We start from the raw sequence: 22,722 nt of genomic DNA, 5'->3' as shown, positions 1-22,722 counted from the left end.
AATCGAATCGGCCAATGCACTCAGGGTAGAGGGTTGCGGCGAAAGTGGCGAGGGTGGCCAGTTGGCTTCATGCCGCCAAAAGCAAAGATCGCAGCCTGCGGCAGCTCCTACATTGGAATGCAATCCCTCTGTAGGAGCTGCCGCAGGCTGCGATCTTTTGATCTTCAGGCCTGCGCGTCGGCTTCGGCGATCTGCGTCCACATCGCCGGTCCACCGGCAGACTTGGCGATAATCTCCAGCCGCACCAGATGCGCCGCCAATTCATCTTCAGTCGCACGAATGATCCGCGCAGGCTGGCGATCGGCCGGCAAGCGACGAATCTCGGTCGCCGAGTTATCCGCGCCCTCGCCCGAACCATTGCCGTCTGACGCGTTGCCGGCCAGCGACAGGCTTGTCTGGCCGCCGGTCATGGTCAGGTAGACGTCGGCGAGAATCTCCGAGTCGAGCAAGGCGCCGTGCAGTTCACGGCCGGAGTTGTCGACGCCATAACGTTTGCACAACGCATCGAGGCTGTTGCGCTGCCCCGGGTGACGTTCCCTGGCCATCATCAGGGTGTCGAGGATCGAGCAGTGCTGGGTGATGTCAGCGCGATCCTGCTGGCCCATCAAGGCGAATTCGTTGTTGATGAAGCCAACGTCGAACGCCGCGTTGTGGATGATCAGCTGCGCGCCTTTGATGAACTCGAAGAACTCATCGGCGACTTCGGCAAAGCGTGGCTTGCCGACGAGGAACTCGTTGGTGATGCCGTGAACGCCGATGGCGCCTTCATCACTCTCGCGATCCGGTTGCAGGTAAACGTGAAAATGCCGGCCCGTCAGGCGTCGGCCGATCAGTTCGACACAGCCGATTTCAATGATCCGGTGACCATCGGTCACCGGCATGCCGGTGGTTTCGGTATCGAGTACAACGGATCTGGTGGCCATCAGTGTTCAGCTCTCAACGGGTCGATCTTGCAAAAACGCGGATATTAGCACGCTCGGTGGGGTGTTTCAGGTGGACCGTGTCGCGCCCTTCGCGAGCAGCTCGCTCCCACATTGGAATGCATTCCAATTCAGGGAAGGGGCATCAGATCTGGAATGCATTTCCCTGTGGGAGCGAGCCTGCTCGCGAATGGCCGCACCACGGTTCAGAAGCGAAATCAGCTCTGCTTGTAACCGCGCACGTCATCCACGCCACGGTTCGCCAACTGGTCCGCCCGCTCGTTACCGTGATGGCCAATGTGCCCACGCACCCATTTCCAAGTGACCTTGTGGCGGTTGACCTGCTCGTCCAGCTCTTTCCACAGATCAGCGTTTTTCACGGGTTCTTTCGCTGCGGTTTTCCAGCCACGCTTCTTCCAGTTGGCCATCCACTCGTTGATGCCCTTCATCACGTATTGCGAGTCGGTCACCAGCAGCACTTCACACGGCCGCTTCAAGGCTTCGAGGCCACGGATCGCGCCGAGCAGTTCCATGCGATTGTTGGTGGTGTTGGCTTCGCCGCCCCACAGTTCCTTTTCGACGCCCTTGCACACCAGCAAGGCGCCCCAGCCGCCCGGGCCGGGGTTGCCCTTGCAGGCACCGTCGGTGAACAGTTCTACGGTGTCGACGCTTTCAACGCTTTCGCTCATGCCAATCTATCCAGAAAAATGCCTGTCTTGCCGATCACGGATCGACAATGACCGAGGCCGGGACATCCCCCGGCCAAAAATAAAAGAAGGTTTACGGTTCGATGCGCCGGCGATTGACCTTGGCCATCGGCAGCGGAATCAGCTTACCCATAGGCTCGCGACGTTCCTGACGTAACGGCCGCAGCCCGACCACGATCTTGCGCGCGACCAGTAAATAGAAGCCGCCGCCCGACAGTTGCCAGTCACCAGCCTTGCGTTCCCAGCCGGCCAGACGGGTCTGCCACTTGGGTGACGCGAGCGGCGGACGATAGCACCCGAAGCGGCGTTTCTCCAGCGCAAAGCCGAGCAGATTGAGCCAGTCGGCGACCCGCGACGGCGAGATACAGCGAGCCTTTCGCAGGGCGTCGTGGGCGAAAACATGGCGCAAGCCCCAGGTGCTCCAAGGGTTGATGCCGATGATCAGCAAATGCCCGCCGGGACGCACGCTGCTTGCCGCTTCACGTAGCAAACCGTGGGGCGACAGGCAGAAATCCAGACCGTGCTGCATCACCACCACGTCGGCGGCATGCTCGCTCAACGGCCAGGCCTGCTCTTCGCAGACGATTTCGACGCCCGGCAACGGCGCACCGAGGCGCACGTTGCGTTGCACTTGCGGCGCTGCCGGCGGGGTTTCGGCCGATGGCCCGTAATGCACCAGATAACCGCCAAAGAATCGGCCCAACTCGTCTTCGAGCATGCGCCGCTCTTCATCGAGCAGAAATTGCCCGAGCGGGCCGGACAGCCATTCACGGGCTGCACCGATCAGGGCCAGCCAGTCAGGATCAGCCTGTGCGAACGCTTTATCACTCATCGCATTCTCCAAAGCGCCAGGAACTACTAAGATGCGCCAATGTTTTCCGCTTGGCGAATTCCGACGATGATACAGATCAGTGCCCTGCCCGCGTTCACCGATAACTACATCTGGTTGTTACAGGATCACCGCACCCAGCGCTGCGCGGTGGTCGATCCCGGCGATGCCGCGCCAGTGCAGGCATGGCTCGAAGCGCACCCAGGCTGGGTCTTGAGCGACATCCTGATCACCCACCATCACCATGATCACGTCGGCGGCGTCGAACGCCTGAAAGCCGCGAGCGGCGCGACCGTTTACGGCCCGGCCAGCGAAAACATCCCCGGGCGCGACGTGGCGCTCAAGGACAACGACAAAGTCAGCGTGCTTGGCTGGGACTTCGACGTCTATGCGGTGCCCGGTCACACCCTGGGACACATTGCCTACTATCACCACGGTCTGCTGTTCTGCGGCGACACGCTGTTCGCTGCCGGTTGCGGACGTTTGTTCGAAGGCACGCCGGAGCAAATGCACCACTCGCTCAGCCGCCTCGCCGCGTTACCGGAAGATACGCTGGTCTACTGCACCCATGAATACACCCTGAGTAATCTGAAGTTTGCCGCCGCCGTCGAGCCGAGCAACCCGGACATTGCCGCCCGTCTGGAAAAAGTCACCCAGCAACGGCAAAACGGCGTGATGACCCTGCCCTCGACCCTCGCTCTCGAAAAGCTCACAAACCCGTTTTTGCGTACCACTGAAACATTAGTTACACAAAAAGTGGACGAACGGGCAGGCGCTCAAAACCGGGCGCCGAGTGAGGTATTTGCGGCTCTGCGGGCATGGAAAGATACGTTCTAAGTGACCCAGCACTTGATACAAAAATTCTGAATGGTTGACCTAGGGGGGTGCGCTTTCTAGAATCGCCCGACATTTTTGCCCGGAACTTACTTCCAGCCAATGTCGTCATCCATACGTAAGTCCGTCAATTCAGACGCATTGACCCGCCTGGCGCAAGCCATCGCGGTGGCTGTGTCCGCCACGCTGGCGGGCTGTTCCAGCCATGCTCCGCAGACTGAAGCGACCCATACGCCGAACATTGCTGCGCGAGCCAAGCAGAAGCCGATCTGGCTGACCGAAAAGCCCAGCCCACAGGTTCCTCAGGATATCTGGGAACGCATGCGCCAGGGCTTTCAGCTGCAGGAAGGCCTCGGCGTCAACCCGCGCATCGAGCAACAGCGCCTGTGGTTCGCCAGCAATCCCTCTTTCCTCGAGAACGCCGGCGAACGCGGCAGTCTCTATATTCACTACATCGTCGAACGCCTCGAAGAACGCAACATGCCGCTGGAACTGGCCCTGCTGCCAGTGATTGAAAGCGCCTACAACCCGATGGCCTATTCCCGGGCCGATGCAGTCGGGCTGTGGCAGTTCATTCCGTCGACCGGGCGTTACTTCAACCTGCGTCAAACGCGCTTTTACGATGGCCGTCGCGATATCACCGCCTCGACCACCGCAGCGATGGATTACCTGACCCGCCTGCACGACATGTTCAACGGTGACTGGCTGCTGGCTCTGGCGGCGTACAACGCCGGCGAAGGTACGGTCAGCCGTGCCATCGAGCGTAACGAAAAGCTTGGCCTGCCAACCGACTACTGGAACCTGCCGCTGCCGGCGGAAACCCAGGCGTACGTGCCGAAATTGCTGGCGCTGTCGCAAGTGGTCCTGGCGCCGGAAGCCTACGGTGTCAACCTCAACCCGATCGCCAACGAACCGTACTTCCAGGTCGTCGAAATCAACCAGCGCATGGACCTGTCGAAGGTTGCTGCGGTGGCCAACATCGACGAAGACGAACTGTTCCAGCTCAATCCGGCCTTCAAGCAACGCACCACCATCGACGGTCCTCAGCATCTGCTGGTGCCAACGTCGAAGGCGCAATTGCTCACCGCCAGCTTGCAGACCATGCGGCCTGACGAATTGATCAGCCCGCGTTCGCTGAAACCGGTGTTCGAGGGTGCTGACCCATCGGAAGTGGCCAAGCTCAAGCGTGCTTATCGCGTGAAGCGTGGTGACAACCTCGGTTCCATAGCCAAGGCCAACAAGGTCGAAGTCAAGGATCTGCAGCGCTGGAACAAGCTGACTGGCAAGAACCTCAAGGTTGGCCAGACGTTGGTGATGCAAGACACCAGCAAGCGCGCTCCGGCACGCAAGTCTGGGCGCGTCAATACAGTGATTGCGGCCAACAGCAAGAGCAAAGGCAAGGACGACAGCGCGCAGCAGACCCAGTACAAGGTCAAACGCGGCGACACGCTTTACGTCGTGGCCAAGCGTTTCAACGTTGAGATGCAGCATCTCAAGCGCTGGAATCCGGGGGCGGGTAAAGCACTGAAGCCTGGGCAAATGCTCACGGTTTATCAGCCGCACTGATGAAGAGCCCCTGAGTTTTCAGGGGCTTTTTTTTGGATCAGGTTATTGTGGTGTGCTTTAGATCCATCCCCCTCACCCCAGCCCTCTCCCCCAAGGGGGCGAGGGGGAAAGGGAGCCGATCTCCGTGCTGTTCAAAATCCGAGTTCGACTCGGTATCGCACGTCGGCGCAGCTCTCGCAAACACCACGGTCAGTCCCCTCTCCCCCCGGGAGAGGGTTAGGGTGAGGGGCTCTTCGCGCAAACGATTAACCGCGCATTAACCCACATCTTTTTCCTGTCCAGACAAGCTGTTACTGTACGGCCCACTAAGCCCAAGCCGCCTGGATCGGATCTGACTTGAAGCGTCCCCTCCTCCTGCTCCTGATCAGCCTGGCCTTGAGCTCAACCGCAAGCGCGACGATTACCGAAAGTCACGGTTATGCGCAGTTCGGCACGCTCAAGTACCCGGCCAGATTTACCCACTTCGACTGGGTCAACCCGCAAGCGCCCAAGGGCGGTACGTTGCGGGTGATGGCATTCGGCACCTTCGATACGGTCAACCCGTACACCTTCAAGGGCACCAGCCCGGTCACCACAGCGAATTTCCTCCAATACGGCATCAATGAGCTGAACGAGCCGCTGATGGTCGGCACAGGCCAGTATTCGCCGTCCGGTGACGAACCGGCGTCGAGCTATGGCTTGATCGCGCAATCGGTGGAGTACAGCGAAGATCGCAGCTGGGTGGTGTTCAATTTGCGCCCGGAAGCGCGTTTCCACGACGGCACACCGATCACAGCCTATGACGTAGCGTTCTCCTATCGAACGTTGCTCAAGGACGGTCATCCGTTGTACCGCACCGCGTTGCAGGAAGTACTGCGGGTCGACATTCTCAACAAACAGCGCATTCGCTTCGTGCTCAAGCGCTCCGGCAATCCGCTATTGATTCTGCGCCTCGGCGAATTGCCGGTGCTGCCGCAACATTACTGGAAAGACCGCGACTTCAAGGCCACCACTTTCGAACCACCACTGGGCAGCGGCCCCTATCGCATCACTTCGGTGACGCCGGGTAGGCAGTTGATCTTCGAACGGGTCAAGGATTACTGGGGCAAGGACCTGGCGGTCAATCGCGGCAAGTACAACTTCGATCGCATGGAAGTCGAGTTCTACCGCGACAGCGATGTCGCCTTCGAAGCGTTCAAGGCTGGCGAATTCGACATTTACATCGAACATCAGGCGAAAAACTGGGCCAACGGCTACAACTTCCCCGCCGTACGCCGTGGCGACGTGATCAAGGCGCAGATCCCGCATCAGATCCCGACCCAGAGTCAGGGTCTGTTCATGAACACCCGCCGCGCCACCTTCGCCGATGTGAAAACCCGCGAAGCGCTGGGCCTGATGTTCGACTTCGAGTGGACCAATCGCGCACTATTCAGCGATGCCTACAAACGCACCACCAGTTACTACCCCAACAGCGAATTCACAACCTCCGGTCTGCCGGTCGGGGGGGAATGGCTGATGCTCAAGCCGTACAAGGAACAACTGCCGGCCAAGCTGTTCACCGAGCCGTTCACCCTGCCAAAAACCGACGGTCGCGGCATTCCCCGGGAAACCATGCGAAAGGCATTGGCATTGCTCGCCGAAGCCGGCTGGAAGCTCAACGGCCAGCGTCTGCAAAACGCCGACGACCAACCGCTACGGTTCGAACTTCTGCTGGTCAATCCGAACCTGGAGCGCCTGTACCAGCCCTACATCGAAAACCTCAACAGCATCGGCATCGACGCGCGCCTGCGCACCGTGGATCGGGCGCAGTACAAACAACGCCTCGATCAATTTGATTTCGACATGATCTCGATGACGCTCAACCAGACCCTCAGCCCGGGCCTTGAGCAGTGGCAGTACTTCCACTCCAGCCAGGTCGGGGTCAAGGGCAGCAAGAATTACGCGGGCATCGCCAATCCGGTGGTCGATCACCTGCTTGAACAATTGCTCGCCGCGCGCACTCGCGACGAACAGGTCGCCGCCGGCAAGGCGCTCGACCGCGTGCTGCTCTGGCAGCACTACAGCATTCCCAACTGGTACCTCAATTATCACCGCCTGGCCTACCGCAACCGGTTGGCCTTTGTCACCACGCCGCCCTACACCCTGGGCCTGAGCGCGTGGTGGCTGAAGTCTTCGGAGAAAGATCGATGAACCCTATCCGCGCCCTGCTCGTCCAGGCCAGCGGCTTGCTGTTCGCCGGGCTGGCCATCGCCGCCCCGCAACACGCCGTGACCCTGTACAACGAGCCGCCGAAATATCCGGCCGATTTCAAGCAGTTCGATTACGTGAACGCCGACGCGCCCAAGGGCGGCATCTTCCGTCAGGCCGGGTTCGGCGGCTTCGACAGCCTCAACCCGTTTATCAGCAAAGGCGTGCCGGCCGATGACGTCGGGCAGATCTACGACACCCTGACCAAACACAGTCTCGACGAGCCGTTCACCGAATACGGCCTGATCGCCGGCAAAATCGAAAAAGCCCCGGACAACAGCTGGGTGCGTTTCTACCTGCGCCCCGAAGCACGCTTCCATGACGGTCACCCGGTGCGCGCCAACGACGTGCTGTTCAGCTTCAATACGCTGACCAAAGAAGGCTCGCCGATGTTTCGCGGCTACTACAGCGACGTCTCCGAAGTCATCGCTGAAGACCCGCTCAAGGTGCTGTTCAAGTTCAAGCACAGCAACAACCGCGAGTTGCCGCTGATCCTCGGCCAGTTGCCGGTGCTGCCAAAACACTGGTGGGCTGATCGCGATTTCACCAAAGGCAATCTGGAAATCCCGCTCGGTAGCGGCCCGTACAAGGTCGCCGAAGTAAAGGCCGGGCGTTCGGTGCGTTACGAGCGGGTCAAGGATTACTGGGGCAAGGACTTGCCGGTCAACCGTGGCTTCTACAATTTCGACACGATGACCACCGATTACTATCGCGACAACACCGTCGCCCTCGAAGCGCTGAAGGCAGGGCAGTTCGATTACTGGCTGGAAATGACCGCGAAGAACTGGGCCAACGCTTACAACATCCCGGCTGTCACGGAAGGTCGCTTGATCAAGGAACAGATCGCCAACAGCAACCCGACCGGCATGCAGGGTTTCGTCTTCAACCTGCGCCGTCCGGTGTTTCAGGACGCGCGGGTGCGTCAGGCGCTCGGTCTGCTGTTCGATTTCGAGTGGACCAACAAACAGCTGTTCAACGGTGCTTACTTCCGCACTCGCAGCTATTTCGAAAACTCGGAAATGGCCGCCACCGGACTGCCCGACGCCGATCAACGGGCGATCCTCGAGCCGTTCCGCAGCAAACTGCCGGCGCAAGTGTTCAGCGAAGCCTTCGAAAACCCGAAGACCGATGCCAGCGGCATGATCCGCGCTCAGCAGCGCGAGGCCTATCAACTGCTGCAAGAGGCCGGCTGGAAGATCGTCGACGACAAAATGGTCGACGCCACGGGCAAACCGGTGGTGATCGAATTCCTCCTCGCGCAGACCGAATTCGAACGGGTTCTGCTGCCGTTCAAACGCAACCTTAGCGACCTCGGCATCTACCTGGTGATTCGCCGCGTTGACGTCTCGCAATACATCAACCGCGTGCGTTCGCGGGACTTCGACATGATGGTCGGCAGCTTCCCGCAGTCCAACTCGCCGGGTAACGAGCAGCGCGAATACTGGATGAGCGCCGCTGCCGACAAGGCCAGCAGCCGTAACACCATGGGTCTGAAGGAGCCGATCGTCGATCAACTGGTCGAGAACCTGATCAACGCCGACTCGCGCAAAAGCCTGGTGGCCCACGCCCGTGCGCTGGATCGTGTGCTGCAATGGGGCTATTACGTGATCCCCAACTGGCACATCAAGACCTGGCGCGTGGCTTATTGGAATCACATCGGCCACCCGAAGGTCTCACCGAAATACGACATCGGCATCAACACCTGGTGGGTCAAGCCTGACGCGAAACCTGCGGTAGAAGTCGAAACCAAACTGCAAGCCGACCCTGCGGGCACGGAGTAATCAGATGCTGGCGTATATTTTTCGGCGACTGCTGCTGATCATCCCGACCCTGTTCGGCATCCTGCTGATCAACTTCGTGATCATTCAGGCCGCGCCCGGTGGCCCGGTGGAACAGATGATCGCCAAGCTCGAAGGCTTCGAAGGCGCCACCAGCCGCATTGCCGGCGGCGGTGCCGAGGTGTCGGTGGCCGGCTCGTCGTATCGCGGTGCGCAAGGGCTGGATCCGGCGCTGATCAAGGAAATCGAGCACATGTACGGGTTCGACAAGTCGGCCCCGGAACGCCTGTGGATCATGGTCAAGAACTACGCGCAGCTGGATTTCGGCGACAGTTTTTTCCGCGACGCCAAGGTCATCGACCTGATCAAGGAAAAGATGCCGGTGTCGATCTCGCTGGGGCTGTGGAGCACGCTGATCATGTACCTGGTGTCGATCCCGCTGGGGATCGCCAAGGCCACGCGGCACGGCAGCCACTTCGATGTGTGGACCAGTTCGGCGATCATCGTCGGTTACGCAATCCCGGCGTTTCTCTTTGCGATTCTGCTGATCGTGGTGTTTGCCGGCGGCAGTTATCTCGACTGGTTCCCGCTAAGGGGCCTGACCTCGAACAACTTCGATGAACTGAGTTTCGGCGGCAAGATTCTCGATTACTTCTGGCATTTGGCGCTGCCGGTGACGGCGCTGGTGATCGGCAACTTCGCGACCATGACCCTGCTGACCAAAAACAGCTTTCTCGACGAGATCAACAAGCAATACGTGGTCACCGCCAAGGCCAAAGGCCTGACCCGCCATCGCGTGCTCTACGGCCACGTGTTCCGCAACGCCATGTTGCTGGTGATTGCCGGGTTCCCGTCGGCGTTCATTGGCATCTTTTTCACCGGCTCGCTGCTGGTGGAAGTGATCTTCTCCCTCGACGGCCTCGGCCTGATGAGTTTCGAAGCGGCGATCAACCGCGATTACCCGGTGGTGTTCGGCACCCTGTTCATCTTCACCCTGCTCGGGCTGGTGGTGAAACTGATCGGCGACCTCACCTACACCTTGGTCGATCCGCGCATCGACTTCGAAAGCCGGGAGCATTGAGATGAACCTGTCCCCTCTCAACCGCCGCCGCTTCGAACTGTTCAAGGCCAACAAGCGTGGCTGGTGGTCGCTGTGGCTGTTTCTGGTGCTGTTCGGCCTGAGCCTCGGCGCCGAGCTGATCGCCAACGACAAGCCGTTGGTGGTGCATTACGACAACAATTGGTACTTCCCGGCGATCAAGCGTTACCCGGAAACCACTTTCGGCGGCGAATTCCCGCTGGAAGCCAACTACAAGAGCCCGTACATCCGCGAACTGCTCAAGGCCAAGGATGCGTGGGTGCTGTGGGCGCCGATTCCCTACAGCTATCAGAGCATCAACTACGACTTGAAAGTCCCGGCCCCGGCGCCGCCCTCGGCGGACAATTTACTGGGCACTGACGATCAGGGCCGCGATGTGCTGGCGCGGGTGATTTACGGCTTCCGGATTTCGGTGCTGTTCGCGCTGACGCTGACCGTGGCGAGTTCGATCATCGGCGTGATTGCCGGGGCGTTGCAGGGTTTCTATGGCGGCTGGGTCGATTTGGCCGGACAGCGTTTTCTGGAGATCTGGTCGGGACTGCCGGTGCTGTATCTGCTGATCATCCTCGCCAGTTTCGTCCAGCCGAATTTCTGGTGGCTGCTGGGGATCATGCTGCTGTTCTCGTGGATGAGCCTGGTCGACGTGGTGCGCGCCGAGTTCCTCCGTGGCCGCAACCTCGAATACGTGCGTGCGGCGCGGGCGCTGGGCATGCAGAACGGCGCGATCATGTTCCGCCACATCCTGCCCAACGCGATGGTCTCGACCATGACGTTCATGCCGTTCATCCTCACCGGCGCCATCGGCACCCTCACCGCGCTGGACTTCCTCGGTTTCGGTTTGCCGGCCGGCAGTCCGTCGCTGGGCGAACTGGTCGCCCAAGGCAAATCCAACCTGCAAGCGCCGTGGCTGGGCATGAGTGCCTTCGCCGTGCTGGCCTTGATGTTGAGTTTGCTGGTGTTTATCGGCGAGTCCGCTCGCGATGCCTTCGACCCGAGGAAGTGAAATGAATCAGGACAATCTGATCGAAGTGCGTGACCTCGCCGTCGAATTCGGTTTCGGCGAGCGCGTGCACCGGGTCGTTGAAGGCGTGAGTTTCGACATCAAGCGTGGCGAAACCCTGGCGCTGGTGGGTGAATCCGGCTCGGGCAAATCGGTGACCGCACACTCGATCCTGCGTTTGCTGCCCTACCCGATGGCCCGTCATCCAGCCGGCAGCATCAACTATGCCGGGCAAAACCTGCTGGGCCTGAGTGAAAAGACCATCCGCCACATTCGCGGCAACCGCATCGCGATGATCTTTCAGGAGCCGATGACCTCGCTGAATCCGCTGCACTCGATCGAGAAGCAAATCAACGAAGTCCTCGGCATCCACAAAAGCCTGACCGGCAAAGTTGCGACCAAGCGCACGCTAGAGTTGCTGGAGATGGTCGGCATCCCCGAGCCGCACAAGCGCCTCAAGGCCCTGCCCCACGAATTGTCCGGCGGCCAGCGCCAACGGGTGATGATCGCCATGGCCTTGGCCAACGAGCCGGAATTGTTGATTGCCGACGAACCGACCACGGCGCTGGACGTGACCGTTCAGCTGAAAATCCTCGATTTACTCAAGGAATTGCAGGCCAGATTGGGCATGTCGCTGTTACTGATCAGTCACGATTTGAACCTCGTGCGAAGAATTGCGCATCGCGTATGTGTCATGCAGCGCGGTTGCATCGTCGAACAGGCATCGTGCGCAGAGCTGTTCCGTTCGCCGCAGCATCCGTACACTCGGGAATTGCTCGGCGCGGAGCCCAGCGGAGGCCCGGCGAGCAATAAAATCGGCGCGCCGTTGCTTGAAGTCGAGGACCTGAAAGTCTGGTTCCCGATCAAGAAAGGCCTGCTCAAGCGCACGGTGGATCACGTCAAGGCAGTCGACGGCATCAATTTCAGCCTGCCGCAGGGTCAGACCCTGGGGATTGTCGGCGAAAGCGGTTCCGGCAAATCCACGCTGGGCCTGGCGATTTTGCGGCTGATCGGCAGCAAAGGCGCGATCCGTTTTGAAGGCAAGCAGCTAGACTGCCTGACGCAGAACGAGGTTCGCCCGTTGCGTCGGGAGATGCAGGTGGTGTTTCAGGACCCGTTTGGCAGCCTGAGCCCGCGCATGTGTGTCAGCGATATCGTTGGCGAAGGCCTGCGGATTCACAAGATGGGCACCGCCGAGGAACAAGAGACGGCGATTATTGCGGCATTGAAAGAGGTAGGTCTGGATCCGGAAACCCGGCACCGCTACCCCCACGAATTTTCCGGTGGGCAACGGCAACGAATCGCCATTGCCCGGGCTTTGGTGCTGAAACCGGCGCTGATCCTGCTGGACGAGCCGACGTCGGCGCTCGACCGGACGGTGCAGCGGCAAGTGGTGGAGCTGTTGCGTTCACTGCAAGCCAAGTACAACCTGACGTATTTGTTTATCAGCCATGACCTGGCTGTCGTCAAAGCGCTGAGCCACCAGTTGATGGTGGTCAAGCATGGCCAAGTGGTCGAACAGGGAGACGCGCAAAGTATCTTTGCCGCCCCCCAACATCCGTATACACAGCAGTTGCTGGAAGCCGCTTTTTTGGCACCAGCCACTGCGCAATAACCTGAAAGAGGAGCAACACATGGGTTTTCTCGCCGGTAAGCGCGTACTGATCGTCGGTGTCGCCAGCAAGCTGTCCATCGCATCCGGCATCGCTGCCGCCATGCATCGCGAGGGCGCTGAGCTTGCCTTCACTTATCAGAACGACAAACTGAAAGGTCGTGTTGAAGAATTCGCCCAAGGCTGGGGTTCGAGCCCTGAGCTGTGCTTCCCGTGCGACGTGGCCAGCGATGAAGAAATCGCCAAGGTCTTCGAAGCACTGAGCAAGAAGTGGGACGGCCTGGACTGCATCGTCCACTCCGTAGGCTTCGCCCCGGGCGACCAACTGGACGGCGACTTCACCGAAGCCACCACCCGTGACGGTTTCCGCATCGCTCACGACATCAGCGCCTACAGCTTCGTGGCCCTGGCCAAAGCCGGTCGCGAAATGATGAAAGGCCGCAACGGCAGCCTGCTGACCCTGTCGTACCTGGGCGCCGAGCGCACCATGCCGAACTACAACGTGATGGGCATGGCCAAGGCTTCGCTGGAAGCTGGCGTCCGTTACCTGGCCGGCTCCCTGGGCCCGGACGGCACCCGCGTCAACTGCGTATCGGCTGGCCCGATCCGTACTCTGGCCGCCTCGGGCATCAAGAACTTCCGCAAGATGCTGGCCGCCAACGAAGCGCAAACCCCGCTGCGTCGCAACGTCACCATCGACGAAGTCGGCAACGCCGGCGCCTTCCTGTGTTCCGACCTGGCGTCGGGCATCAGCGGCGAAATCATGTACGTCGACGGCGGCTTCAACACCACCGCCATGGGCAACATCGAAGAGTGATCTTCGGTTAGCCAATAAAAAACCCGCCGGTTATGGCGGGTTTTTTTATGCCTGAGATAAACCGCCCCTGCACTACATATGTACCGCTCGGCCTGCTATCCCTCGCTCGATAATCGGCGCTTGATGCCTGTCAGCCGCCAAGGAGAGCACAGATGAGCGACACACCACCCACCCTGCCCCCGCAACAGACCCTGATTCAAAACCTTATTGCCGAGCTGACCGCAGCCCCCGTGATTACGCCCGGCACCCCTTCGCGTACGCTTGAAATTCCTCGCTCATGCCTGCTGCGCGAATGGATGGAGCTTTACTGGACAGCCCTTGAACGTCCCGAGTTTCTGGACTGGGCCAGCCGCTTCCACATCGATCTCGATACCTTGCGTCTCAAGGGTGACACCCTGCAAGCGCAGACTCCGTCAAACGGCACCACAAACCTGCGCACATTCACGCTGGAAGATGACTTCGGCTGGTGGCAGATGGCGCCGATGTTATTGTCCATCGCCCAGCACATCGACCCCGGCAGGCTCGGTCTGCCTTACATTGGTGGTAAATCCGCCAATCCGCTGTATCGGTTCCCCCGTGAAGTGGTACTGGCTTTTTACGGGTATCCAGAACCGCAAAACGCGATTCAGGCGGAAATGATCGTCGCCGAACTGAAAGCTGGTGGTCTTGCTGCAATCGATCAAAACGGCAACACCACCTCTGCGGTGGTCAAGGAACGTATCGCGCAGTTGCAGGACCTTAAAGTCATCGCCGAAACCATCGATGAAGTGGTGCGCACCAGCGATCCGTTCGAGCAACGCAGCCTCGCCAACACTCCCGTGTCACTCAACTCGGCGTCCATCTTGGCCACACGCGGCGGCCCGAGTTTCAAGCTCGGACAGCTTCTGGCGAGCTATGGATGGCCTCAACCGGTAAATGTCGAGGAGGCCCGGGTGCTTGCGCAACGCTTGCGACAGCACGACTGGCCGCCGCTGCCCTACGTCAGCGAATATGTACAGACGGGAATCCGGATCAAGCACTATCAGGATGAATTCGCCGATATCGAAGACTGTCGGCATATCGTCCGGCGTCTGGAAGACCTGAGCTGGAACAAGACCCCCACAGCGAAAATCGATCTGGAAGAACTCAGTGAACCGATTGCGCTCTCAGCGCTGGGTGAACGTATAGCAATAGGCCAACGTGATTTGCTCAAGCTGCGGTCCGAACCGGCATTCCAGGCTATTTTGCAGCAACACAAATTGCCTGCGGACAGTCAACTGCTGCTGACCAGTACCGGTCACGTCGGTACGTCCAGCGAGCACGGCTGGGTAACGCTGACATCGCAGGTGGAAAAACACGCCGGCCTGAAATCCTATCGTGATCGACTCAGGAACCAGGCACGTGAAGCCGGCGGTGCTTTGCGCGTCAGCGGCCAGGTCAGCCTTGCGCAAATGCTGGGTTTCTACCAAATATCACGGCCCAAAACGGTACAGCAGGCACTGCTCATCGCCAAATGGGAGAGGACAAACCTGCACATGCGCCCCGGGTACATGAATCACTGGTATTTATTAGGTCAGCCCGGCAAGCAGACCGAACGTTTAACTACCGAGCAACGGCGAATCATCGTTGAGACCACCCGCGCATTCATGCCCAAGGACTCGGCGCCATTGATCGATTATCTGAGCGAAGGCGTCGATACCGATCTGCCTCTCGCCACCCTCAAGGCCAAAGCCGATTATCTGATCAGCCGGATTCTGATCACGCCGCGAGCCCAGGCATTGGGCAATGTATTACTCGACAAACTTGCCGCGCCTGCTCACACCAAGGCACTTCTGGCCACCAATCGCGAGCGCCTGCTCATCGCGGCGCTGATTCTCAGCCTCGACGCGACGGCGGGTGAGCATCCGGACCGTATCATCGGCCAGCCCTTGAATGACAATTTTTTCTGGGGCGAGAGTTACGAGGAGGTGCGACGCTTTATCGATCACCAATTCGGTCTGACATTGGTAAAAAACAAGACACTGGCCACCCATCTTTTGTTATCCGGCCTCGCCCCGGAATTTTTGATCCGTGATATTCCCGCAAACATCAATTACATGAGTTGCGTACGCTGGGTCAGTTTGAAACAGATCGTGCTTTATATCGAAAACCGTTTTCCGGGCGTGGCACGCCTGATGACGTACGGACAATTGTCCGCACTGACCAAAGGGCAGGTCCCGGCTGACTTCTACACGTTCCTGCGCAGTAATGCCTGCGCTTCGGCCGTGCTGGACTGGGCAGTGGTCAGAGGCTTGATCCAGCGTAAATCCGACAGCTCGACGACGCTCTATGACGCCGTCTCGCTGAAGCGCGCCGATATTGCCTTTCGCAAGCACAATCGACAGATGAGCCAGTTTTACCGCCGGGCTTTTATGGCGACATTCCCGACGCCCGCCACGGTCGCCCTGAATGATCTGCGCAAGATCTTCGCCGATAATGCGCATCTGGAGGACAAGACTCTGTTCCTTCCTGCATCGAAAAATGACTGTTACTCGCTGATCGAAATGCATCTGGCCGCCAGGCTATCCACTGATATGCAGGCCTGGCAATCGAACCATGCGCAAGTCTCGTTGACATCAATGAGCGCATCATTTGCCAGGCTTCGTCACGTGCCGACGCTCTTTCATGCGGCACTTGCTGCTCGGCTCAAGCAAATGAAAAATGCCCATATCGCCCTCATCAAGGAAGCCTTTTGCCGTTTGCCGCTGGCGCAACGGCTCGACATCGAAGACAACACCGTGGAATTGCTCGCCCTGCAGCCACTCCCCTTCCCAGCAAAAAACCTTGCGGGACAAATAAAATCCGCTGGCGACACCGCACCGTTCGCCATCATTGCTCTGTTACGCGGAACGACGCACAGGGTGTTCGAAATTTTCACCCAACGGTCAGTGGTTGTCCTGCGGCGCGATATCGATATCGCCCTGCTTGCACCGTCTGCTGCGAACGCGAAGGCGAAATCGCTGCCTTTCGATGCCCAGGCATATCGCAACGGAACCTTGCCCAACACCAACGCCACGTGCAACGCACTCATCACCCGCCTCAAGGTTCACGGTGCACCCTTGCCGCAGCAAACGCGCAGTGACGTTCCCGATACCTTTTCCTCGAAAAAAGTCGAGGCCATCGCCACCACCGCTGTCCGGCATCTGTTCGATGCCTACGAAAGCCAGGCACTGCAACAAGCACTGATCGCACCGGCGCTCAAGGATACCGATGAAAGTCAGAACCAATGGCTGAAGTTTTACGCGATCCTGAGTCCGCCCAAATAATGCCGTCTCTCGCGCATCGGCTTCATCGAAGAGGTGATGCCTTGATTCACCGCCAATCCCTGTAGGAGTGAGCCTGCTCGCGATAGCGGTGGGTCAGCCGATGAAGATGTTGAAAGTGTGGACGCTATCGCGAGCAGGCTCACTCCTACAGGGGATCTGCGGTGCATTCGCTAGCAGCGCTTCAGGGCCTGCTTGTGCGCATACATCGCGCCATCGGCATCCGCCAACAGCCGATCCACAGTCTCATGGCGCTTGGCGTCGTACTCGATCTGCCCAACGCTGAAGCGAATCGCATACCCGCGATGCAACGTGGCATTGCGCTCCTCGAGGATATCCTTGAGCCGCGCCATGATCGTCGTGGTTTCAACATGGCTGGAGCCGGTAAGCAGCGCGACAAACTCATCCCCGCCCAGCCGCCCGACCACGTCACTCTCGCGAAAGGCAATGCGCAGCACATCGGCAAAGGTCTTCAGCGCACTGTCGCCCTCGGCATGCCCATACAGATCGTTGATCTGCTTGAAGTCATTAAGGTCAAAAAACAGCAAGGTCGCCGGCCGTTCCAGCCGCGCGCACGCGTCCAATGCATGCTGCGCCAACTGCTTGAAACCACGGCGATTGGACAACAAGGTCAATTCATCCATGCTCGCGATCTGCACAGCGGCCAACTCTTGCTCGGCCATTTCCGCCAGATCACGCAACAGCGCGCGTTCTTCCTCGTCGAGGTCGCGGGGCTTGGTGTCGATCAGGCATAGCGTGCCCATTTTGTTGCCATTGGGCACGGTCAGCGGGTAACCGGCGTAGAAGCGAATGTTCGGTGCGCCAGTTACCAGCGGGTTGTCATGGAAGCGCATATCTTCGCGGGCGTCAGGCACCAACAGCAGGCCGTCGTTAAGAATTGCATGACCGCAGAACGAGATATCCCTCGACGTCTCGCTGACATCAAGCCCCACACACGACTTGAACCACTGCCGATTGGTGTCGACCAGCGTGACCAGTGCAATCGGCACATTGAACAGGCGTTTCGCCAACCGCGTGAGCCGGTCGAAACGCTCCTCGGGAGCCGAATCGAGCAGTTCGAGTCCGTGTAGCGCTTGAACTCGCGCCGTTTCGTTCGCGGGTTTTCCTGGAACCAGCATCAGCACACTCCATTGGCAACAATGCTTTCAAGCGTAGCGCTAATTTGGCAATGGCTCACATTTGCGCCACCGGGCATGGCCCGCCCGCATCGGCCCACAGCTTGAATTGCGCGACAAAAATATCGTGCGGCACCGGCACCGGTGCGCGCCCTGCTCCGGGATTCCAGCCCCAGAGCACCAGTTTGTCTTCGCTGACATGTTTGATCAGCGCGGCGAAGTCGCGATCGCCGTTGCTCGAGCGATCCTTGATCATCGCGCAGAGCTTGTCCGGCGGCAGGCCGATCCAGGCCATTTTGTGTGCCGCCGGTGGCAGGCTCCAATGCGGCGCACCCGGTGGTGCATGCGGGCCGTAACTGGCCGGCGGATTGTTTTCCGCGTGACAGGTGGCGCAGGGCAAACCGGCGGCGCCCTTGCCGTCCATGCCGCGCACCACGTTCATCGCGTGGGGGATGCCAGCGTCGAACTGCAAAGGCGAATCCCCAGGAATATGGCAGTTCTGGCAGCGCGGACTTTGAAAGACTTTCTGCACCGTGCCGAACGCTTTCAGCGCTTCCTGATCGTCAGCGAACAAGTCCGAGGCATAACCACCCAGCCCCAACAAAATCACCGTGCCCAACACTAGATGTCGTTTCATCTCACACCCCCGACAGTTGCAGCGGCAACTCGCGCAGACGTTGCCCGGTCAGGGCGAACACCGCGTTGGCCACGGCTGGCGCGGTAGGCGGCACGCCGGGTTCGCCGATGCCGCCGGGTTTCTCGGTACTGGGGACGATATGCACTTCGACCACCGGCATTTCGTTGAGCCGCAGTACCTGGTAATCGTGATAGTTGGACTGCACCACACCGCCGTTCTTCACGGTGAGCTTGCTGTGCAGCGCCATGCTCAGGCCAAAGGTGATGCACGATTCCATCTGCGCGGCGATGCTCTGCGGATTCACCGCAATCCCGCAATCCACCGCGCAGACCACGCGATGCACGCGAATCGCCAGATTGTCCTGCGACACCTCGGCGACCTGCGCCACATAGCTGCCGAACGATTCGTGCACTGCCACGCCGAGGGCATGGCCGTCCGGCAGCGGCGCACCCCAGTTGGCCTTTTCCACCGCCAGATTGAGCACACCGAGGTGGCGCGGGTGCGCCTTGAGCAGCGTTCGCCGGTACTCAACCGGATCCTTGCCCGCCGCTGTCGCCAGTTCATCGATCAGCGATTCCATGACGAAACCCGTGTGAGTGTGACCGACCGAACGTAGCCACAGCACATTGATGCCGGTTTTCGGCGAATGCAGGTCGACCTGATGATGCGCCAGATCCTTGATATAGGGACTGTCGGCCACGCCCTCGACCGAAGTCACATCGATGCCGTTCTTGACCATTGTTGCCTCAAGCATCGTCCCGGCCATGATCGACTGCCCCACCAGCACATGCTGCCAGCTCATCGGCAGGCCATCGGCGCCCAGGCCGACCCGGGCCTGATGCAGGTACATCGAGCGGTAATAGCCGCCACGAATATCGTCTTCCCGTGCCCACACGGTTTTCACCGGCATGGCGGCAGCTTTCGCCACTTGCACCGCTTCAGCGACGAAGTCCGAGGTCGGATTGGCCCGCCGGCCGAAACCACCACCGAGGAATTCGGTATGAATTTCGACCTGCTCGGGCTTGAGCCCGGTGATTTTGCTGGCGACCATTTGATCCAGCGTCTGAAATTGCGTGCCGGTCCAGATCTCGCATTTGCCGGCGCTGATTTTCACCGTGCAATTGAGCGGTTCCATCGGCGCGTGAGCCAGATAAGGCACGCTGTATTCGACGTCGATTTTCTTCGCGGCTTTGCCGAAATGGGTGTTCGCGTCCCCAGCCCGGGTGGCGGAAGTGCCCGGCGTCGCCGCCAGTTTGCGGAAACTCTCCAGCAGTTTTTCACTGCTCATGTCGGCGAGCGATCCCAAGTCCCAATCGACCTTCAGTGCATCGCGGCCCAGCTTCGCCGCCCAGAAATGCTCGGCCACCACCGCGACTCCGCTGGGCACTTGCAGCACCTTGTGCACGCCGGGAATCGCCAGCGCTGCGGCGCCTTCAAAGGATTTGACCGTGGCGCCGAACACCGGCGCACGCGCGACCATCGCGGTCATCAAGCCTTCAAACTGCACGTCCATGCCGAACCTGGCGCGGCCGGTGATTTTCTCCGGGGTGTCGAGGCGCTTGGTCGGTTTGCCAATGACCTTCCAGTCCTTGGCTTCCTTGAAGGTGATCGACTTCGGATCCGGCACCGGCAGTTGCCCGGCGGCATCCGCCAATTCGCCGTAAGTGGCGCGTTTGTCGCCAGCAATCACCACGCCTGATTCAGTGCGAATCGCCGATGGCGCCACTTCAAAGCGTTTCGCCGCCGCCTCTACCAGCATTTGCCGCGCCGTCGCGCCTGCCAAGCGATAACGGTCGAACTCCATCCACGTCGACGTCGAGCCGCCGGTAATCTGCATACCGCCAAACGCGGGCATGCCGTAATCCGCCGCCGACGCGGGCGAGTGCTCGACGCGGATCTTCGACCAGTCCGCGTCCAGCTCTTCGGCAATCAACATGGTCAGGCCGGTCCAGATGCCCTGCCCCATCTCCGAATGCCCCAGCAAAACGGTGACGCTGTTGTCCGCCGCGATGCGCAAAAACGCATTGGGCGCGAACACCTTGCCTTCATTTTCGGCTGCATAGGCAAACTTGTGCCCGCCGGGGACGACAAACGCCACCACCAGCCCACCGCCCAACACGGCGCTGCCTTTGAGAAAACCCCGACGCGATACAGGACTGTTCATCATCTATCTCCCACAGATTGAATCAGCCGATTTCCGAGGCGCGCTTGACCGCTGCGCGAATGCGGGGATAGGTGCCGCAACGACAGATATTGCCGGAGAGCGCCTGATCGATATCGCTGTCGGTGGGCTTGGGGATTTTTGCCAATAAGGCTGCGGCAGACATGATCTGCCCCGACTGGCAGTAACCGCACTGCACCACGTCGAGTTCGGCCCAGGCTTGCTGCACCGGGTGCGAACCGTCGGTGGACAGGCCTTCGATGGTGAGGATTTTCTGGCCGTGGGCCACAGCTGTTGCGGGGGTAATGCAGGCGCGCAACGGCGCGCCGTCAACGTGCACGGTGCAGGCCCCGCACTGGGCCATGCCACAGCCGAATTTGGTGCCGGTCAGGTGCGCAACATCGCGCAGGACCCAGAGCAACGGCATGTCCGCGGGGACATCGAGCTCCTGATCCTTGCCATTGATATTCAAGGTCAGCATCGGGGAAATTCCTCAGACTCACGGTGTTCTGAAGGGGCGTCGCTGTGGCCATCAATGACTACGCGCGCCTCGGCTTATCCCTTTCAGCAAAGCCTAATTTGCGCACGAAGCCAGACGTTGCGACCACCGGTCATGCAGATGTCGACTTTAATCCTACAGTTGATAACGGCTCTCACTGAGCCAGCGCAGTAGAAAACTCGTCATGAGCGAAACCGGTCCGCGATTACCGCGCGGGTTATCCATCAGATTGGTCTGGAGTTGCGAACATGGGATTTGTCACCAGCAAAGACGGCGTCGAGATTTTCTACAAGGACTGGGGCCCGAAAGACGCGCCAGTGATCCACTTCCACCACGGCTGGCCGCTCAGCTCGGACGATTGGGATGCGCAGATGCTGTTCTTCCTCGGCAAAGGCTTCCGGGTGGTTGCCCATGATCGCCGTGGGCACGGGCGTTCGAGCCAGGTCTGGGACGGGCACGACATGGATCATTACGCCGACGATACGCTGGCGGTGGTCAATCATCTGGGCTTGAAGAATGTCGTGCATGTCGGTCACTCGACCGGTGGCGGTGAGGTGATTCATTACATCGCCCGGCATGGCCAGGCGAACGTCGCCAAAGGGGTGCTGATCAGTGCGGTGCCACCGTTGATGGTGCAGACCGAGAGCAATCCGGGTGGGCTGCCGAAGTCGGTGTTCGATGATTTTCAGGCACAACTCGCCGCGAATCGCGCGCAGTTCTATCGGGATATTCCGACCGGGCCGTTTTATGGCTACAACCGGCCGGGGGCCATACCATCGGAGGGGATTATTGCCAACTGGTGGCGTCAAGGGATGATTGGCGGGGCGAAGGCGCATTACGACGGGATCGTCGCGTTTTCGCAGACAGACTTCACCGAGGACTTGAAAAAGGTCACGGTGCCGGTGCTGGTGATGCATGGTGAGGATGATCAGATTGTGCCGTACGCGGATTCGGGGCCGTTGTCGGCGAAGTTGCTGCCCAATGGCACGTTGAAGTCGTATCCGGGGTTCCCGCACGGGATGCCGACGACGGAGGCCGAAACGATTAACGCGGATCTGTTGGCGTTTATTCGCGGCTGAGATCATTGGCAGCCATACACTTCCCCCCTGTGGGAGCGAGCCTGCTCGCGAAAGCAATCTGTCAGTTAACTTGAGCTGAATGACCCACCGCTTTCGCGAGCAGGCTCGCTCCCACAAGGGGGATGTGATTGGGCTCACGTCCATTATTCCTCTGTGCGACTTGTGCTTTCGCGATCACGCTCGTAGTGGTGAGCAAGTGGAAACGCCGGTAACCATGATTCACGCCGAATGGTCCAGAGTTCGTAAGTAGGTTTGAACTGATTAGGCTCATCGAGCGATCCGACGTTGACCTCTACTTCATCTTCGGAACGCGCGAACACCGGAGAGCCGCAGCGCGGGCAGAAAAAGCGCCCGTTGTAGTCGCGGATTTCGCCGGTGACCGTCAACGCGTCCTCGGGAAATATGGCCGAGGTGTGAAAGAGCGTGCCGTGGAGTTTGCGGCAGTCGAGGCAGTGGCAGATGCCGACGCGGTAGGGCTGACCTGTCGCTTCGAAACGGACATCGCCGCATAGGCAACCGCCAGTCAATCGATTCATGTCGC

The 22,722-nt window shown here is 59.7% G+C and carries 18 protein-coding genes; 10 read left to right on the top strand and 8 right to left on the bottom strand.

The features are described from left to right. Window positions 1-164: 164 nt before the first annotated feature. From dnaQ to ACOYXJ_RS21675, 3 genes are all read right to left on the bottom strand, one after another. Window positions 165-923, bottom strand: coding sequence for a DNA polymerase III subunit epsilon (dnaQ, locus tag ACOYXJ_RS21685; RefSeq protein WP_457465636.1), 759 nt, complete (start codon window positions 921-923; stop codon window positions 165-167). A 215-nt stretch (window positions 924-1,138) separates the two neighbouring features. Continuing rightward, complete coding sequence (gene rnhA / locus ACOYXJ_RS21680; protein ID WP_460371348.1) at window positions 1,139-1,609, bottom strand: ribonuclease HI; 471 nt, start codon at window positions 1,607-1,609, stop codon at window positions 1,139-1,141. A 91-nt stretch (window positions 1,610-1,700) separates the two neighbouring features. Continuing rightward, on the bottom strand, window positions 1,701-2,459 hold the full coding sequence (locus ACOYXJ_RS21675; RefSeq protein ID WP_460371347.1) for a class I SAM-dependent methyltransferase: 759 nt from the start codon (window positions 2,457-2,459) through the stop codon (window positions 1,701-1,703). 66 nt (window positions 2,460-2,525) lie between these two features. Between ACOYXJ_RS21675 and gloB the strand changes: the two genes are divergently transcribed. The 9 genes from gloB (at window position 2,526) to ACOYXJ_RS21630 (ending at window position 16,672) form a co-directional block, all read left to right on the top strand. After that, window positions 2,526-3,293: a hydroxyacylglutathione hydrolase gene (gene gloB, locus ACOYXJ_RS21670; protein WP_110719961.1), complete on the top strand. Its 768-nt coding sequence runs from the start codon at window positions 2,526-2,528 to the stop codon at window positions 3,291-3,293. A gap of 99 nt (window positions 3,294-3,392) precedes the next feature. Then, window positions 3,393-4,856, top strand: a complete 1,464-nt coding sequence (locus ACOYXJ_RS21665) for a transglycosylase SLT domain-containing protein (RefSeq protein WP_102899186.1) — start codon at window positions 3,393-3,395, stop codon at window positions 4,854-4,856. Window positions 4,857-5,192: 336 nt separating this feature from the next. After that, window positions 5,193-7,025, top strand: a complete 1,833-nt coding sequence (locus ACOYXJ_RS21660; RefSeq protein WP_460371346.1) for an extracellular solute-binding protein — start codon at window positions 5,193-5,195, stop codon at window positions 7,023-7,025. After that, window positions 7,022-8,863, top strand: coding sequence for an extracellular solute-binding protein (locus tag ACOYXJ_RS21655; protein ID WP_460371345.1), 1,842 nt, complete (start codon window positions 7,022-7,024; stop codon window positions 8,861-8,863). Before ACOYXJ_RS21660 ends, ACOYXJ_RS21655 begins: the two co-directional genes overlap by 4 nt. A gap of 4 nt (window positions 8,864-8,867) precedes the next feature. Next, window positions 8,868-9,941, top strand: coding sequence for a microcin C ABC transporter permease YejB (locus tag ACOYXJ_RS21650; protein ID WP_007910584.1), 1,074 nt, complete (start codon window positions 8,868-8,870; stop codon window positions 9,939-9,941). A gap of 1 nt (window position 9,942) precedes the next feature. After that, window positions 9,943-10,962 carry an ABC transporter permease gene (locus ACOYXJ_RS21645; RefSeq protein ID WP_150794974.1) on the top strand — a complete coding sequence of 340 codons (1,020 nt, stop codon included), beginning with the start codon at window positions 9,943-9,945 and terminating at the stop codon, window positions 10,960-10,962. 1 nt (window position 10,963) lies between these two features. After that, on the top strand, window positions 10,964-12,574 hold the full coding sequence (locus ACOYXJ_RS21640) for an ABC transporter ATP-binding protein (RefSeq protein ID WP_460371344.1): 1,611 nt from the start codon (window positions 10,964-10,966) through the stop codon (window positions 12,572-12,574). Between the two features lie 19 nt (window positions 12,575-12,593). Then, the gene (gene fabI / locus ACOYXJ_RS21635; protein ID WP_007910591.1) at window positions 12,594-13,388 is read left to right on the top strand and encodes an enoyl-ACP reductase FabI; all 795 of its coding nucleotides are present in this window, start codon (window positions 12,594-12,596) and stop codon (window positions 13,386-13,388) included. 152 nt (window positions 13,389-13,540) lie between these two features. Further along, window positions 13,541-16,672: a hypothetical protein gene (locus tag ACOYXJ_RS21630; protein WP_460371343.1), complete on the top strand. Its 3,132-nt coding sequence runs from the start codon at window positions 13,541-13,543 to the stop codon at window positions 16,670-16,672. A 170-nt stretch (window positions 16,673-16,842) separates the two neighbouring features. Here ACOYXJ_RS21630 and ACOYXJ_RS21625 read toward each other — a convergent pair whose 3' ends face one another. The 4 genes from ACOYXJ_RS21625 to ACOYXJ_RS21610 are packed head-to-tail and all read right to left on the bottom strand — an operon-like array spanning window position 16,843 to window position 21,084. After that, a complete protein-coding gene (locus ACOYXJ_RS21625; RefSeq protein WP_460371342.1) occupies window positions 16,843-17,808 on the bottom strand; it encodes a GGDEF domain-containing protein in 966 nt (321 codons plus the stop codon). A 55-nt stretch (window positions 17,809-17,863) separates the two neighbouring features. Continuing rightward, window positions 17,864-18,442, bottom strand: coding sequence for a hypothetical protein (locus tag ACOYXJ_RS21620; protein WP_016986541.1), 579 nt, complete (start codon window positions 18,440-18,442; stop codon window positions 17,864-17,866). A gap of 1 nt (window position 18,443) precedes the next feature. Then, the gene (locus ACOYXJ_RS21615) at window positions 18,444-20,606 is read right to left on the bottom strand and encodes a xanthine dehydrogenase family protein molybdopterin-binding subunit (RefSeq protein WP_460371341.1); all 2,163 of its coding nucleotides are present in this window, start codon (window positions 20,604-20,606) and stop codon (window positions 18,444-18,446) included. A 22-nt stretch (window positions 20,607-20,628) separates the two neighbouring features. Next, a complete protein-coding gene (locus ACOYXJ_RS21610) occupies window positions 20,629-21,084 on the bottom strand; it encodes a (2Fe-2S)-binding protein (RefSeq protein ID WP_003224136.1) in 456 nt (151 codons plus the stop codon). Window positions 21,085-21,350: 266 nt separating this feature from the next. Here ACOYXJ_RS21610 and ACOYXJ_RS21605 point away from each other — a divergent pair, with 266 nt between their 5' ends. Beyond that, a complete protein-coding gene (locus tag ACOYXJ_RS21605; protein ID WP_460371340.1) occupies window positions 21,351-22,181 on the top strand; it encodes an alpha/beta fold hydrolase in 831 nt (276 codons plus the stop codon). A 143-nt stretch (window positions 22,182-22,324) separates the two neighbouring features. On the opposite strand, the gene ACOYXJ_RS21600 is transcribed toward ACOYXJ_RS21605, so the two are convergent. After that, complete coding sequence (locus tag ACOYXJ_RS21600; RefSeq protein WP_460371339.1) at window positions 22,325-22,717, bottom strand: GFA family protein; 393 nt, start codon at window positions 22,715-22,717, stop codon at window positions 22,325-22,327. Window positions 22,718-22,722: the final 5 nt, after the last annotated feature.

The organism is Pseudomonas sp. Tul2A7 (assembly GCF_054790505.1).
Note: the sequence above shows the minus strand (reverse complement) of the source record. Positions and strands in the feature narration are given on the sequence as shown.

What these genes read in the sequence shown, in the direction of transcription:
- ACOYXJ_RS21615 (WP_460371341.1), bottom strand. Translation starts at nt 20,606, where the DNA reads ATGAACAGTCCTGTATCGCGTCGGGGTTTTCTCAAAGGCAGCGCCGTG.
- ACOYXJ_RS21645 (WP_150794974.1), top strand. Translation starts at nt 9,943, where the DNA reads ATGAACCTGTCCCCTCTCAACCGCCGCCGCTTCGAACTGTTCAAGGCC.
- ACOYXJ_RS21650 (WP_007910584.1), top strand. Translation starts at nt 8,868, where the DNA reads ATGCTGGCGTATATTTTTCGGCGACTGCTGCTGATCATCCCGACCCTG.
- ACOYXJ_RS21675 (WP_460371347.1), bottom strand. Translation starts at nt 2,459, where the DNA reads ATGAGTGATAAAGCGTTCGCACAGGCTGATCCTGACTGGCTGGCCCTG.
- ACOYXJ_RS21630 (WP_460371343.1), top strand. Translation starts at nt 13,541, where the DNA reads ATGAGCGACACACCACCCACCCTGCCCCCGCAACAGACCCTGATTCAA.
- gloB (WP_110719961.1), top strand. Translation starts at nt 2,526, where the DNA reads ATGATACAGATCAGTGCCCTGCCCGCGTTCACCGATAACTACATCTGG.
- ACOYXJ_RS21600 (WP_460371339.1), bottom strand. Translation starts at nt 22,717, where the DNA reads ATGAATCGATTGACTGGCGGTTGCCTATGCGGCGATGTCCGTTTCGAA.
- fabI (WP_007910591.1), top strand. Translation starts at nt 12,594, where the DNA reads ATGGGTTTTCTCGCCGGTAAGCGCGTACTGATCGTCGGTGTCGCCAGC.
- ACOYXJ_RS21665 (WP_102899186.1), top strand. Translation starts at nt 3,393, where the DNA reads ATGTCGTCATCCATACGTAAGTCCGTCAATTCAGACGCATTGACCCGC.
- ACOYXJ_RS21640 (WP_460371344.1), top strand. Translation starts at nt 10,964, where the DNA reads ATGAATCAGGACAATCTGATCGAAGTGCGTGACCTCGCCGTCGAATTC.
- rnhA (WP_460371348.1), bottom strand. Translation starts at nt 1,609, where the DNA reads ATGAGCGAAAGCGTTGAAAGCGTCGACACCGTAGAACTGTTCACCGAC.
- dnaQ (WP_457465636.1), bottom strand. Translation starts at nt 923, where the DNA reads ATGGCCACCAGATCCGTTGTACTCGATACCGAAACCACCGGCATGCCG.
- ACOYXJ_RS21610 (WP_003224136.1), bottom strand. Translation starts at nt 21,084, where the DNA reads ATGCTGACCTTGAATATCAATGGCAAGGATCAGGAGCTCGATGTCCCC.
- ACOYXJ_RS21655 (WP_460371345.1), top strand. Translation starts at nt 7,022, where the DNA reads ATGAACCCTATCCGCGCCCTGCTCGTCCAGGCCAGCGGCTTGCTGTTC.
- ACOYXJ_RS21620 (WP_016986541.1), bottom strand. Translation starts at nt 18,442, where the DNA reads ATGAAACGACATCTAGTGTTGGGCACGGTGATTTTGTTGGGGCTGGGT.
- ACOYXJ_RS21625 (WP_460371342.1), bottom strand. Translation starts at nt 17,808, where the DNA reads ATGCTGGTTCCAGGAAAACCCGCGAACGAAACGGCGCGAGTTCAAGCG.
- ACOYXJ_RS21605 (WP_460371340.1), top strand. Translation starts at nt 21,351, where the DNA reads ATGGGATTTGTCACCAGCAAAGACGGCGTCGAGATTTTCTACAAGGAC.